This window comes from Microbulbifer sp. CnH-101-G (genome assembly GCF_052466775.1).
Map to the genome: position 1 here is coordinate 1241134 of NZ_CP174292.1, position 14021 is coordinate 1255154.

At 54.4% G+C, this 14021-nt stretch carries 12 protein-coding genes; 11 read left to right on the forward strand and 1 reads right to left on the reverse strand.

Annotated features, from left to right (window positions below):
• Positions 1 to 8 precede the first annotated feature (8 nt).
• Entirely contained in the window at positions 9 to 518 is a 510-nt protein-coding gene (locus ACJJID_RS05615; protein ID WP_152453099.1) for a peptidylprolyl isomerase, read from the reverse strand.
• A 212-nt stretch (positions 519 to 730) separates the two neighbouring features.
• On the opposite strand from ACJJID_RS05615, the gene ACJJID_RS05620 reads away from it, so the two are divergent.
• From ACJJID_RS05620 to ACJJID_RS05670, 11 genes are all read left to right on the forward strand, one after another.
• On the forward strand, positions 731 to 2404 hold the full coding sequence (locus ACJJID_RS05620) for a glutamine--tRNA ligase/YqeY domain fusion protein (RefSeq protein WP_444921844.1): 1674 nt from the start codon (positions 731 to 733) through the stop codon (positions 2402 to 2404).
• A gap of 87 nt (positions 2405 to 2491) precedes the next feature.
• The gene (gene cysS, locus ACJJID_RS05625; protein ID WP_444921845.1) at positions 2492 to 3868 is read left to right on the forward strand and encodes a cysteine--tRNA ligase; all 1377 of its coding nucleotides are present in this window, start codon (positions 2492 to 2494) and stop codon (positions 3866 to 3868) included.
• Between the two features lie 110 nt (positions 3869 to 3978).
• Positions 3979 to 4167: a DUF3012 domain-containing protein gene (locus ACJJID_RS05630; RefSeq protein WP_444921846.1), complete on the forward strand. Its 189-nt coding sequence runs from the start codon at positions 3979 to 3981 to the stop codon at positions 4165 to 4167.
• 15 nt (positions 4168 to 4182) lie between these two features.
• Complete coding sequence (locus tag ACJJID_RS05635; protein WP_444921847.1) at positions 4183 to 5610, forward strand: Wadjet anti-phage system protein JetA family protein; 1428 nt, start codon at positions 4183 to 4185, stop codon at positions 5608 to 5610.
• Positions 5603 to 6343: a DUF4194 domain-containing protein gene (locus ACJJID_RS05640; protein WP_444921848.1), complete on the forward strand. Its 741-nt coding sequence runs from the start codon at positions 5603 to 5605 to the stop codon at positions 6341 to 6343. Before ACJJID_RS05635 ends, ACJJID_RS05640 begins: the two co-directional genes overlap by 8 nt.
• A gap of 141 nt (positions 6344 to 6484) precedes the next feature.
• Positions 6485 to 10129, forward strand: coding sequence for an ATP-binding protein (locus ACJJID_RS05645; protein ID WP_444921849.1), 3645 nt, complete (start codon positions 6485 to 6487; stop codon positions 10127 to 10129).
• Positions 10130 to 10181: 52 nt separating this feature from the next.
• The gene (locus ACJJID_RS05650) at positions 10182 to 11384 is read left to right on the forward strand and encodes a Wadjet anti-phage system protein JetD domain-containing protein (RefSeq protein ID WP_444921850.1); all 1203 of its coding nucleotides are present in this window, start codon (positions 10182 to 10184) and stop codon (positions 11382 to 11384) included.
• 186 nt (positions 11385 to 11570) lie between these two features.
• Positions 11571 to 12020: a hypothetical protein gene (locus ACJJID_RS05655; RefSeq protein ID WP_444921851.1), complete on the forward strand. Its 450-nt coding sequence runs from the start codon at positions 11571 to 11573 to the stop codon at positions 12018 to 12020.
• A gap of 141 nt (positions 12021 to 12161) precedes the next feature.
• Entirely contained in the window at positions 12162 to 12635 is a 474-nt protein-coding gene (locus ACJJID_RS05660; RefSeq protein ID WP_444921852.1) for a GAF domain-containing protein, read from the forward strand.
• Positions 12635 to 13381 (forward strand): methyltransferase domain-containing protein, encoded by a 747-nt coding sequence (locus ACJJID_RS05665; RefSeq protein ID WP_444921853.1) that lies wholly within the window; start codon positions 12635 to 12637, stop codon positions 13379 to 13381. Before ACJJID_RS05660 ends, ACJJID_RS05665 begins: the two co-directional genes overlap by 1 nt.
• Before the next feature lie 140 nt (positions 13382 to 13521).
• Positions 13522 to 13977, forward strand: coding sequence for a hypothetical protein (locus ACJJID_RS05670; protein WP_444921854.1), 456 nt, complete (start codon positions 13522 to 13524; stop codon positions 13975 to 13977).
• Positions 13978 to 14021: the final 44 nt, after the last annotated feature.

Consider the following 14021-nt stretch of genomic DNA (forward strand, 5'->3'; position numbering starts at 1 on the left):
TCGAAAAATTACTTATCTGCGTAGTCGTCAGAAATGCTGATGCCGGTGATTTCGATGGTTTCCAGAGGTACGTCCTGGTGGAAGCCCTTGCTGCCGGTTTTTACGCTCTTGATCTTGTTGACCACGTCCATACCGTTGGCCACTTTACCAAACACGCAGTAACCCCAGCCCTGGGTGTCCTTGCTGCGGAAGTTCAGGAAGTCGTTGTCCTTTACATTGATAAAGAACTGGGAGCTGGCGGAGTGTGGGTCCATGGTGCGGGCCATGGCCAGGGTGCCGGTGTCATTCTTCAGGCCGTTATCCGCTTCGTTTTCAATGGACTCACGGGTTTCTTTCTGCTCCATATCGGGGGTCATACCGCCGCCCTGAATCATGAAGTTGTCGATCACCCGGTGGAAAATGGTCCCAGTGTAAAAATCGTCACGGCAATACTGCAGGAAGTTGGCTGCAGTCTTTGGGGCCTTGTCGAAATCCAGTTCGATAGCAATATCTCCGTGGGTAGTGTGCAAGGTGATCATAAAATGTCCTATGAGGGTTGATTTCGGCCGGCATGATACCTTTTCGTCAGGAGCTGTAAAACGCCGAGTCACGATATCATAATGGATTGCCTAAAAAGTGTGCGCCAACAGTAAAAATCATCGCCTGACGCTCAGCTAAATAGGATATTCTGTGGCTCAACTAGGGTATAATTCGCCGTTTATGTTCGCACAGCTGTAAATAAGAGAATCCTATGACATCCGAGAGCAAGCCCGCTCACTTTTTACAGAACCTAATTCGCGAAGACCTGGCAGAGGGCCGGGTATCCCAGGTGGCAACCCGCTTTCCACCGGAGCCGAATGGATATCTACATATTGGACACGCCAAATCCATCTGCCTGAACTTTGGTTTGGCTCAGGAGTTTGGCGGCACCTGTAATTTACGTTTTGATGACACCAACCCGGCTAAGGAAGAGGAAGAGTTTGTCGAGGCGATTAAGCGCGACGTCTCCTGGCTCGGTTTTGAGTGGAATGGCGAGGCCAAATATTCCTCGGATAATTTTGATCAATTGTACGAATGGGCACTGCACCTGATTAAAGATGGCAAGGCCTACGTGTGCGATCTGTCCGCAGAAGAAGCTCGTCACTACCGCGGCACGCTGAAAGAGCCGGGTAAGAACAGCCCTTACCGGGATCGCTCCGTCGAGGAAAACCTGGCGCTGTTCGAGAAGATGCGCAACGGTGAAATGGAAGAGGGCCAGTGCAGCCTGCGCGCCAAGATCGATATGGCTGCGCCCAATATCAATCTGCGCGACCCGATTATTTACCGCATCAAAAAAATGGCTCACCACCAGACCGGTGATAAGTGGTGCATTTATCCCAGCTACGATTTTGCCCACGGCCAGTGTGATGCAATTGAGGGTATCAGCCACTCTATCTGTACCCTGGAATTCGAAGATCACAAGCCACTGTACGACTGGTTGATCGAGAATCTGCCGGTGCCCTCGCGCCCGCGTCAGTACGAATTTGCCCGCCTGCACCTCAACTACACCGTGGTGTCCAAGCGCAAGCTCAAGCAGTTGGTTGACGAAGGCCATGTAGACGGCTGGGATGATCCCCGCATGCCGACCCTGTCCGGTATGCGCCGTCGCGGCTTTACTCCGGCCTCCATTCGCAACTTCTGCGAGATGATCGGTGTCACCCGTTCCGACTCCGTCGTCGATGTGGGCATGCTGGAATACAGCATTCGAGACGACCTGGATAAAAATGCACCGCGCGCTATGTGCGTGATGGAGCCTTTGAAGATCACCCTGAAAAATTACCCGGAAGGTCAGGAAGAACTGTTGTCAGCACCGGGCCACCCGGTGCGCGATGACCTGCCGGCCCGTGAACTTCCGTTTGGCCGCACTCTCTATATTGAGAAAGAGGATTTCCGCGAAGAGGCCAACAAGAAGTACAAACGCCTGGTGCTGGGTAAAAAAGTTCGCTTGCGCAATGCCTATGTCATTTTTGCCGAAGAAGTGGTGAAGAACGATGCCGGCGAAATTGTAGAAGTGATCTGCTCGGTTGATCTGGATACCCTGGGCAAAGACCCAGCCGACGGCGTTAAGCCGAAGGGTGTTATTCACTGGGTTTCTGCGGATAAGAATGTCGATTGCGAAGTGCGTCTCTACGATCGCCTCTTCAACGATGCGGCGCCGGATGCCGGCGGTAAGAACTTCCTTGACTGTGTAAACCCGGACAACCTGCAAATCCTAAAAGGCTGTAAGGCGGAAATCGGCCTGGCCAAAGCGGAGCCGGAGCAGGGTTACCAGTTCGAGCGCAACGGCTACTTCTGTCGCGACAGCAAATACGGCAGCGCAGAAGCGCCGGTGTTTAACCGCACCATTGGCCTGCGCGATAGCTGGGCGAAAGAGCAAAGCAAATAACAAAACAGGTCACTGTCTGAGGGCAGTGTTTGGAGGCTGGGCCAATGATAGGCCCAGCCCAGTCAGCAAAAGAGTTTGAGAGAAGAGATGTCTCTACAGGTCTACAACACGTTTTCCGGCAAGAAAGAACCTTTCGTACCACTGGTGGAAGATCAGGTGCGCATGTACGTGTGTGGCCCCACTGTGTACAACCGCGTGCATATCGGCAATGCCCGCCCTGTAGTGGTGTTCGATACCCTGTACCGGGTACTAAAAAGAAATTTCAGCGATGTGATTTACGCGCGCAATATCACCGATATTGACGACAAAATCATGAAGACCGCGCGGGATAACGGCGAGGAAATCGGCGTGCTGTCGGCGCGCTATGCCCAGGCTTACTATGAGGATATGGCCGCGCTCAATAACCTGGAGCCGGATATCGTCCCCTACGCTACCCAGCACTTGCCGGAAATGATCGCGATGATCGAAAGCCTGCTGGAGAAGGGTCACGCCTACGCCGCCGAGGGCCATGTGCTATTCGCGGTGGAGTCCATGCAGGAATACGGTCAGCTGTCCAAACGCTCCCTCGACGATATGCTCGCCGGTGCGCGGGTGGAAGTTGCACCTTACAAAAAATATGCCGGTGACTTCGTATTGTGGAAGCCCTCCTCAGAAGAAGAGCCAGGTTGGGACAGTCCCTGGGGCCGTGGCCGTCCTGGTTGGCACCTGGAGTGCTCGGCCATGATCAAGAAGCACCTGGGTGACACCATCGATATTCACGGTGGCGGTCGCGACCTGACTTTCCCCCACCACGAAAATGAGCGAGCCCAAAGCTGCTGCGCCAATGGCGTGGATTTTGTGCGCTACTGGATGCACAACGGCTACGTGAATATCGACGGCGAGAAGATGTCCAAATCCCTGGGTAACTTCCGCATGGTCAAAGACCTGTTGGCACTTTACCCTGGCGAAGTACTGCGCTTCGCATTGCTATCTGCCCACTACCGTTCAGAACTGAATTTCAGTGCTGACCTGCTGGACCAGGCTTGGCGCACCCTGGATACCCTCTACGGTGCCCTGCGTGAAACCGAAGTGGTTGAGGCGCAAGCGGCAGATTTGGCCGGCACCGCTTTTCTTAAAGCGCTGGAAGATGATCTAAATACTCCCATCGCCATTAGCGAACTGCACCAGATCGCCCGCGATTTGAACAAGGCCGAAGACGCCGATAAAGCGCGCCTGAAAGGTTTGTTGCTGGCGGCCGGTGAAATGCTTGGCATTTTGCAGCAAGACCCGGAAACTTGGTTCAAGCAGGCCCGCGGTGGCGAAGAAGCTATTTCCGCAGAGGAAATTGAAGCGCTGATTGAAGAGCGTGTGCAGAGCAAGAAAAACCGTGACTTTGCCCGCGCCGATGAGATTCGCGAAGAGTTAAAATCCAAAGGTGTGGTACTTGAGGATAGCCGCGAGGGCACTAAGTGGCGCCGCGAGTAGGGCGCCTCTAACCCCTAAACGACATCCTTAAACTACGCTCACTGATTTCTCCCTGGCTGGTCGCAGCTGGGGAGAAAAAGCCATTCGAATTTCATTTGTAGAAGCGAACCATGAGAAAAGTACTCGTTTTAATCAGTTCCGCTGTAGCCCTTGTCGCACTGACCGCCTGTGAGCCCAAACGTGGTTCCGACGCCTGGTGTGAAAAAATGGATAAAGTACCCAAGGGCCAATGGACTTTGGATGATGGGCGTGACTACACCAAGTACTGCGTCTTCAATCAAAAGCCGGAAGAAGAATAAGCGGGCCTATAGTCGTTGTTCTTCGTCGATTCCTACCAGCACTTCTTCCGCCCGCTGACCGGTAAATACCGCGAGCAGGTGGTTGAGTGCTTGCGTCTATTGTATGAGCGTCTGTACACCGCCAAGGCTGATTACGGTGAGTCTTTGCTGCGCGAGCAGATCCTGGAAATTTTTGCCGAGGCCCTGACCCGCGCTCCGCAGCTCGATAGCGAGGACGGCGTGCAGGACCCCGAAGGCCGCTTCCGCAACCTGCGCGATCAGGCCGTTTGGGTACTGAACAGCCTGGTGGAATTCGGTTGGCTGGAGAAGCAAGTGGACAGCGCCACGCTCACCGCCACTTATCCGTTTAGCCGCCGGGGCCGGCTTTTCACTCAGCCGTTAGTGGAAGTGAATGGCACCCGTGTGCGCACCCGCCACCGCAATACCCGCAACACCTTAAATGCCTTGGAAGCCTTTGCCAGCCGAGGTGAAATCCACGACTTGATCGATGCCTGGGAATATTCCGAGCGTATCGTGGCGGATTTCACCGATATGATCGCCGAGCTGGAAGAGCGCAAGCGGGAAATGGTGCGCGAGGTGGAAGCCCAGTTACTGGTGCAGCAGGCTACCGATGAGTTTTTCTCCTTTATGGAGAGCCGTTTCCAGCCGGATCTGGCTATCCGTTTGTCTGCGGACAGTGTGGAAAAGCACCGCGATGCCATCAACCGGGTGATTGAGCGTATTCGTCGCAAAGAGGATATGCAGAAGGCGGAGTGGGAAAAGCGTCTGCGTCAATTTTTGCCGGAATTGGTGGAGCAGGGGCAGTCTTTATTGTGGTTGATGCTCGATACTATCGAGGACCGCATGCGCCGCGCCTGCGAGGTGAAACTGCCCGCACTGCGCCGCGCCCTACAGGGCTTTACCAAGCGCGCCGATATCATTATTCGCCAGCTGAGTTACCTACACAGCCAGGCCGAGGGCGAGTTTGCCGACCTGTGCCAGCGCCTCGGTGAGAGCCAGCAAAAAACACAAATTCTCGAGCAGCTGGGTGAAGAGCTGGGCGGTTTTCAGCTGCGCCTGTTTGACCCCAAGCAAACCCAGCTGTGGCAGCGCAATCGCCGCCAGCCGGTCAATACCCGGGTCGAAGATGAAACCCCCATCGGTGAAGAAAACCGCCGCGAGATCGAGCTACAGCAAATGCTCGACCAGGCGTTTAACTTTAACAACAGTAACCTGCGCGATTACTTGAGTGATGCCCTCGGCACCGGCCGCCAGATCAACAGCCGCAACCTGCCATTGCGCGATGCGCGTGATCTGCTCGCTATGAGTCATGTGATCGAAGCGGCGGCGGTGAACCAGAGCGGCGCCGCCGAGTTGCAGGTGAAATTTACCGGTGAAATCGCCAGCAATGATTATTTCACCGAGTTTGACGAATATATCCTGGAGCTGAAAAACAGTGATTGAACAGGCTTTGGAAGAGGCTCTGGCGCAATGTCGCCTGAATCGCAGTGAATTCTCCGAGCTGATGGTGCGCCTATTGGATTACGGTGTGATCTGCCGGGATGAAAGTGTAATTGAAACCACTCTTTACGATCGCTTCCAGCGCTGTGAGCAGTTGGTGCGCGAGTGGTTGGCACCCTTGGGGTTGCGATTGCAGCACGACAGCCGTTTTCAGTTTATCCGCGTGTATCCGCCCGGTGCTGAGGTGCCCGGTCTTCCCGATCAGGAAGAACCGCACCACGGCGGTTTCCGCGCGCGCCTTAGCCAGCAGGAAGTGGCCGCGATTCTCGCTCTGCGAGTGGAGTACGACAAAGCGCTGCGGGAAGGGCAGGTGGATGAGAGCGGTTGTGCCGCGCTGTCTCTGGAAGCCCTGGAGTTGGGCATGCGAAATTTGCTGAGAATGTCCCTGCCGGATAAACACGCCGAGCGCAAAAACCTGCTAAAGAAATTGCGTCAGCTACGTTTGGTGCAGTTCAGCAGCGAAGAAGTGGAGACCAGTGCGGAAGTCTGGCTGCGAGTGCGCCCGACGATCGCGCACTTTGTCAGCGAATCGGTACTGCGCCAGTTGATCGACAATGACATTCCATCGACTTCCAGCGAAGAGAAGTATGATGCTGCTGAGGAAGAAAAACCCTCCGAGCGTATAACCCCAGAAGTTGAAGACCACAGCCTGTTTGAGAGCGAAGCGGCCTCTTAGGGTTTAATAAAAATGGCCGGGACTGCCGGCCAAAAAATCGAGAAATATTCGACCACCTGGGGCTGTGTGAACTGCGCCCAGGAGCCTTGCAAAAGGTTGTCGGGTTCCCGCCTGCGAAAAGACTGTGTTTTTGAAAAGACTATGTTCCTAAAAAAACTGATCCTGATTAACTGGGGCAATATCCCGCAGTTGGAATATGATTTCGGCCCGATCAACCTGTTTTCCGGTGGCAACGGTTCCGGTAAAACCACGGCAGCCGATGCTATCCAGACATTGATGACCGCCGCCCACGACACCCTATTTACCTTTAACCCGGGGCAGGATGAAACCACCCAGCGCGGGCGCGGTGGAAAGCAGGTGCGGACGCTAGCTTCCTATGTACTGGGTTGTGACGACGGCAGCTACGCTCGTGTGGAGCCCACCGACTGTTATATCGCCGGTATTTTCCACCCCACCAGTGGTGAAGACGGTGCAGAGCCCTTTACCGCAGTGATGGGCATCCGCGCGCACCTGGATAACAGCAGCAAACCCGCCCAGGCGCGCCAAAGTGATTTGCGCTTTTTCGTATTCCCCGGCGAGCAGTTGGTGATGGGGGATTTTGTCCGGGATTACACCGATGGCAAACACCTGCTGCCCCTGGATAAATTCAACCAGGTCCTGAGCAAACAGTTCGAAAAAGTCGAGCAGTACGATAAGAAAAAGGCCTACCTGCGCCGCCTTTACGGCGCCCTGCGCGGACGGCGCGATGCAGTCTCCGATCGTGAGGCCATGCACGCCGCGCGCACCTTTGCCAACTTTATGGCCTACAAGCCCGTAAAGAGCATCAACGATTTTGTCGCCCAGGAAGTGTTGGAAAAACGCGATCTGGGTGATGCCATCCGCTCCGTCTCCGAGCTGATGAAAACCATTCACAGTATGGAGCAGGAAGCCCGCCAGATTGTGGAGCGAGTCAGCTCGCTGGAGGCCATTGCCCAGTCGGTAGAGCTCTACCGGGATCAGTGGTTGCAGTTGCGGGTGCAGGAATATTTATGCGCGCGCCACCGTCAGCAGCGGGTACAAAAAAGTTATCTGAGCGGCAAGAACGACCAGAAAAAACTCCGTACCGATCTGGAAAACAATGAGCGTGAAGTGCGCATCGCTTCCGAGCGCGTCGAGCAACTTAATGGCCAGCTCGTTGAACTCCAGGCTCAGCGCCTGGGCATCGATGCGCTGCGCAATAAGGACGAGTTGGAGCAGCGTATTAATAATGCCCTGAGCCTTCTGTCCCAGCAGCACACCCCCATGTCTGCTGAAGAGGCCAGCTGGCGTGAGAACCGCGAGGCCGCCGAAGAATTATTAAACCTGCTCAACTCCACCTCCGCCGAGCTGGAAATTCCCGCCTTCTCCGATAAAGCACTGGTGCAGGCGATCAAGCAGGTAGCCCGCGAGGAAGACTTGCCGGATCTGCACAAGCTGTTGGGCAAGGACTGGATTGACTTGGCCGCATTGGAGCCCCTGCGCGAGCGTGCTGCCAGCAGTGAGGCCCTACAGAACCGCCTCTTCGATCTGCTGGATAGCAGTGGCAAAGCCGGCGCCAGTGATGAGGTTTCTCCCAAAGAACAGATTGCCCAACAGGCCTCCAGCTGGGAGCAAAAAGTGCAGCAACTGCAAAAGCAGCTGCGCACCCAGGAAAGCCGTATCCAGCACCTTCAGGCCAACCGCGTTCGCTACCCTCAATCGGTGGAAGCGGCCCTGGCCGCTATTCGTGAGCAGTGCCCGCAGGCGGAACCCCGCGTTCTTTGTGATTACGTGGAAGTGTTGGATGAGCGCTGGCAGATGGCGATTGAAGGCTATCTGGGCGGCGCGCGCTTCTCGATTATTGTGGAGCCGGAACACGAGGCCCGCGCGATTCGCATCGTGCGCAGCCTGCCGGGTCGTAACAACCGTGCCCGGGTGATTCAGGGGGATAAAGCCCGCCGTGATGCTGAGCGTCTGGAGACACCGTCCAGCTCCATTCTCGAATTGATGGAGTTCACCCATAAAACTGCTGAGCACTATTTGCGCGCTTCCTACGGTGCTGTGGTACAGGTAGAGGATGAACACGAGCTGCGCGGTACCCGTCGAGGCCTGACCGCCGACGGAATGGCCAGTGGCAACTACAGCATGTGGCGCTGCGATATGGATGATGCGGAGCTGGTATTCGGCCAGGGCGCCCGCGCTCGCGCATTGGCCGCACAGCAGCGCGCTATGGAGCAGTTGCTGGAAGAAGCCGCTCACGTCAACGAGCGCCACCAGCTTTACCGCCGTGTCACCAACGCGGTGCGTGGGTTGGCGAATATTAAGCTGTTGTCCATAGTGGATTCCGCACTGACAGCCCAGCGCGAATGGCGCAGTGCCGAGCGTGCTTTGGAAAACCTGGATCTAAAGGATTTCGAGCAGTTCGAGCAGCAAGTCGACGAACTAAAAGCCCAGCTTAAAAACCAGCAGAAGCAGTTGTCTGATCTCCAGCGTCAAACTGGCTCCCTGGAAACCAAGTTAAAAAGCAACGAAAAACTTTTGTATGCCTTGTCTGGTGAGCTGGAGTCCCTGGACGATGCCGCTAGTGAAAGCGAGGAGATGGTAAGGCGTATTACCGCCATCGATCCGGCTTTCGATGCCGAGCAGGTGCTGGTTACTGCCGACGAGCAGGTGGAGCGCGCCGCCGATAACTTCGATTTCTCAGCGGATATTGGAAGCTGGCAAGGGCAGTTGGAAAAATATAGTCGCCAGCTGGATCGCGCGGTGATGGAGTACAACGCCACTTGTGCCAGCGTTGATACCCTGGTGTTTGAGCCAGACCTGAGCGGTGGCCATAAAGACAACCTGTTCAAGTTGATCAGTGGCCTCGGCAATCAGGTGGAAACCCTGCGTAACCGCCTGAAGAATAATCTGCTGGTGGAGCGTCACGATCAACTGCTGGGATTGAAAAAATCCTTCAACACTACTTTTGTCACTCACTTGTGCCACGCTATTTACCAGTCCATCAACGACGGTAAGCGCGTGCTGGATGATCTGAACAAAGAGCTGGAGCACCACCGTTTTGGCGCCGATCGCGAGCGCTTCCGTTTCGACTACCAGTGGGTGGCGGAATTTAAGGAATACTGGAGCTTCTTTAAGGCGGTAATTGAACTGCCGAATCTGGGTGAAGAGCAGAGCCTGTTCGACACGGACTTGGCACCCAAGCACCGCAAGGTGCGGGATCGCCTGTTGAGTATGCTGCTGAGTGAAGACGAGCAGGTGGCGCGGCGCGAGCTGGATCGAATCAGCGACTATCGCAACTACCGCAGCTATGAGATCTATAAGGAACCGGAGGGCAAGGAGCCGATTGCGCTCAGCCAATACGGCACCGGCTCTGGCGGCCAGCTGGAAACACCGGCTTATATTATCCGCTCCGCAGCGGTCACTTCAGCCTTCCGCTTTGGTGAAAGCGGCAGCCACTTGCAGATGGTGCTGGTGGATGAGGCCTTCTCCAAAATGGATGAGTCCCGCTCTAAAGAAGTGATTCGTTACTTGACTGAAACACTGGGACTACAACTGCTGTTTATTATGCCCAGCAGTAAATCCGGGCCTTTTATGGATCTGATCTCCAATCAGTTTGTGTTCAGCAAGTGCCCCAGTGCCAAGCCCATCGGCCAGCTGAATACGCGGGTGTATGTGGATCGCAAGGTGTGCAACCAAGAGCGTATCGCCGAACTCTGGGCCAACCACCGCCGCACGATTCGCCAACAGGCATCGCTGGATTTTATGGACCTGGTAGAAGTAGATTGAACTGAGCAGGCATTTTTCGGGGGAAACCCCTCCATTGGCTGGGAGGCAACCGATGGAAAAGGCATTGCCCTATTGGGTAGAGGAAAACCCGCTGTTAATCGGTATCCTGAATTTTATTTTGGACCGACGGGATAGCCAGCTGCAGCGTGGCAAGGAAGCTCGCATCAGTTTCAGGTTGGATTTGCGCGCTGGCAGTAAACGCTGGCAGGAAGTACTTGAGCCGCTCAGGGACCCCGCCCAGGATGAGCAGGAACTGTGGAGTGAGCTCCAGCACTTTGCCAATGAGTATCAATGCTTTGCGGTAAAGCCGAACCCTAAACGGCGACCGGGTGTCGCAGAGTGGCAGGGTGCCCAGCTGATCTTTAGGGATGCCAGTGAAGAACAGCTGCGCCTTTGGCTCGATCGCCCATCCCCCAATTTGCGCCAGTCCGCCTGGACCAGTTTACTGGAACCCTATGTCGACCGTTTTGAGAACCCCGCTGCTTTTCCCATAGAGGGGTTGGAACTCCAGCCGGGATTCGACTCCGTTGAAGAGTTGGTCTCTTGTTGGGCCTCAGTAGGCCGGGAGTTAATATTTGCTGAGCAAATCTCCTGGCGCCAGTTGGCCGCGCGCTGCTTTAAAGGCGATTCCAAGTACCTTGAATTACATAGTCGCCAGTCCCTGGTGCGTAACTTGTTCCCGGAACTGAGCCGAAAAATTCGCGAGCGCCAACTGTTACTTCACGCCTACCTGCCGGAACAGTTTACGCAGGTGATTTTTATAGAGAATCAGGATACTTTTATCAGCCTGGCGGAATTGCAGCCCAACTGCACGGCCCTGGTGTTTAGCGAGGGTTATCAGGGCGGCGCAGAGCGGATTCGCAATCCTGGCATTGCTCGCTTTAGTACATTTAATGGGGCCGATAAAGCGTCTCGGCAGCAGTTTCTCCAATGGTGGTATGGCGATGACTCGAGTCCATTGCCAGTTTTTTTCTGGGGGGACCTGGATTATGAAGGCTTGCGGATCGCTGCTGCATTGAGAAGAAGTTTTCCTGAGCTGCAGTGTTGGCGCCCCGGTTATGACTTATTGCTCGACTCTCTTCGCACTGGCAAGGCCCACTGCCCCGATTTGGCAGAAAAACTAGGGCAAAAACCTATCGAAATGATTGGCTGCCAATACGCGGATCAATATTTGATCCCGGCTCTCTCGACAACAACTTCTTTTGTGGACCAGGAGGCTGCCAACTTAGGTGCATTGTTGGAAACCCTTCCATAGTCTTTAGGAAAGATTGCCTTTGTCGCTAATCGATAAATTTCTTTACAGTTTTATCGCCCAGTGGCCCATGCAATAGCTTCAGTCAGCTTTAAAGCTTGTTTTTTATGCGCAACATCTCGGAAGATGCAGGAAATTTACGGTAAAAATGCCCTTTAAAAATAACAAGGGAAGTTCCTGGAGATCTCTATGCGTCAGTTTTCCATTTTGGTCATTTTTGCTTTGGCCTTTGGCGGCGCCGCTGTTTTATATGAGAAGGAAAGCCGCAAAGTTAAAGGTGTGCTGACCCAGATTACCGAGCTGCAGGCGCAGATGGGGGATTTGCAGGCGGAGGTCAATCGACTTAACAGCGAGCTTGAAGCCGTGAAGCTCGCAGAGCGTCGACGGCCGAATTTGTCCACCATGGCCAATCGTATCCGCCGGGAGTCGAACCCGTCCATGCCGCCCAAACCGGTTGTGGAAAAGCGATTCGAGCAAAAACGCTCCGCTCTGATGGCCTCCGATGTTACTACGGCCCCGCCTGCAATCCGTTCGGGAGAAGGGCAGGGTGAGAGTGATGAGTGGTCACGCCCCACTATAGATGCGGACCAGTATCAAAAGGAGTCTACGGAAAAGGAAGTGTTGGACCCCTACCAGTAATTTACCTTCACCGGTTGATTCCTGCTGTAAAGACCGCAAAATACCTGCCACTTGGTGCACACCGTGCCAGGTATTTCGCGGGTTTGCTGTATCTGGCAAATGCGTTTTACAGCCACTGATTGTGAGGGGGCGCCCCGGCCAATGTCGTTAAATAAATTCTACACATCGCTCAATAGTCAACTCGAAGGCCTGCTATCGGCGGAGAATGATTGGCTGGCCAATACTGCCAATGCCAGCGCCTTACTGTTTATGGAACTGGAAGATATTAACTGGGCGGGTTTCTACTTTTTGCATGAGGATGAGCTGCGTCTGGGGCCTTTTCAGGGCAAGCCCGCCTGTACTCGGATTCCCGTGGGTGCCGGGGTTTGTGGGACAGCGGTATCCACTGGTGAATCCCAGCTAGTGGAAGATGTGCATCAGTTCCCCGGCCATATCGCTTGCGATGCGGTTTCTGCTTCTGAAGTGGTTATTCCTCTCTACGATAATAACGGTCGCTGCCTCGGAGTACTGGATATCGATAGCCCCACCGTTGCCCGCTTCACTCAGGAAGACCTTACCGGGTTACAGGGCTTTGCCCAGGTTCTATTGAAATCTACTGACCTGCCGAAAAGCTAATGGCGCTGTTGTGGCAGAAGCAGGTGGGAGACACCTGCTACGAGGTGCGCAACCACGGCGCCAGTGTTCGCTTGTACAGTAACGGGGTATTTCATTCCCAGTGGAATCCCCGCGATCCCCTTAAGGGCTCCCTGTGGGAGCTGCTTATGTTGCCTGCCTTCTTTCTTCCAGAGAAGCGTCTGAATTCGGTATTGCTGTTGGGGGTGGGGGGCGGTGCCTTGATTCGCCTGCTGCAAGCCTATACCTCAGCAGAGCGTATTGTTGGTGTGGACTTGGACCCGGTTCACCTACAGGTGGCTCGCCGCTTCTTCGGTGTTAAGGATGTTGAGCTGGTGCATGCCGATGCCAAAGAGTATGTAGTAGATTACCTGGAAAACCCCTCCAGTGAGCCGTTTGATCTGGTGATCGATGATTTGTTTGGTCACTTCCAGGGGGTGGCACAGCGTGCCGTACCCGCAAATCAAGAATGGTGTACCAGCTTAATGCGCCTCCTACACAAGGATGGTGTTTTAGTCAGCAATTTTGGCGACCTCCAGGAGCTTCGAGGCAGTGCCTGGCGTCAAAAAACTTTGCGTAATCGCCTACGTGGCGCCTGGATGGCCTATATGCCCCAATATGAAAACCATATCCTGGCGGTGAGTAGAAAGACACTTTCCCTGTCGGAACTGAATGCCCGCGCTCCAGGCAAAATCAATCCCAGTAGCCCCAGCTGTCGTCTCTATACCCATCACCGAATTTTGCGTTGAGTTTCCTGACTGGCTTGCCCAAACCGCAAACTAGATAGAGAGAAAAATGCCATTGTCGTTTTTTTGTGGGGTCTTGTTGGCGCCCTTTCTTACACTCTGTCTATACTGACATTAGCGACTTATTACTCCAGGGCTCGTTAATGCGGTACAAAACAGTTGAGGAAGTTATTCAGGAAGGAAGGGATTTTCATGCCAAATTGGCGCTGCAATACCAAGAGTATGAGCAGCTTGCCACTAACAAGCGGGTTGAGCTGCTCCTAGATCAGCTTCGACGACGTGAGGACTCCATGAAGCACTCGCTGGAGAACTTCCATGCCGATCTACCCCCTGGCGCCCTGCATACCTGGGTGCAATTTGCCCCAGAAGGGCGCGAGAAGGAATTCCTGCAGCGTCTGCGTAGTATCGATATCGATAATCTAGACGACATTGCCAAACTGGCAATGGATATTGAGATCTACCTGGCCGATCAATACCGGGATCTGGCTCAGGGAGCGGAGACACCTTCAGCGCGTGAGGCTTTCGAGCGCTTGCGGCAACTGGAGGAGTTGGAGGAGCACACTCTCTCTATGAACCTGTTTAATTTGCGCGACTATTGATTCTGCTAATTCTGCAAAATTAGCAGATAGCGTTAGTCTGCAAG

Coding starts and splice junctions, on each gene's coding strand:
- ACJJID_RS05615 (WP_152453099.1), bottom strand. CDS start 518: ATGATCACCTTGCACACTACCCACGGAGATATTGCTATCGAACTGGAT.
- ACJJID_RS05620 (WP_444921844.1), top strand. CDS start 731: ATGACATCCGAGAGCAAGCCCGCTCACTTTTTACAGAACCTAATTCGC.
- cysS (WP_444921845.1), top strand. CDS start 2,492: ATGTCTCTACAGGTCTACAACACGTTTTCCGGCAAGAAAGAACCTTTC.
- ACJJID_RS05630 (WP_444921846.1), top strand. CDS start 3,979: ATGAGAAAAGTACTCGTTTTAATCAGTTCCGCTGTAGCCCTTGTCGCA.
- ACJJID_RS05645 (WP_444921849.1), top strand. CDS start 6,485: ATGTTCCTAAAAAAACTGATCCTGATTAACTGGGGCAATATCCCGCAG.
- ACJJID_RS05650 (WP_444921850.1), top strand. CDS start 10,182: ATGGAAAAGGCATTGCCCTATTGGGTAGAGGAAAACCCGCTGTTAATC.
- ACJJID_RS05655 (WP_444921851.1), top strand. CDS start 11,571: ATGCGTCAGTTTTCCATTTTGGTCATTTTTGCTTTGGCCTTTGGCGGC.
- ACJJID_RS05660 (WP_444921852.1), top strand. CDS start 12,162: ATGTCGTTAAATAAATTCTACACATCGCTCAATAGTCAACTCGAAGGC.
- ACJJID_RS05665 (WP_444921853.1), top strand. CDS start 12,635: ATGGCGCTGTTGTGGCAGAAGCAGGTGGGAGACACCTGCTACGAGGTG.
- ACJJID_RS05670 (WP_444921854.1), top strand. CDS start 13,522: ATGCGGTACAAAACAGTTGAGGAAGTTATTCAGGAAGGAAGGGATTTT.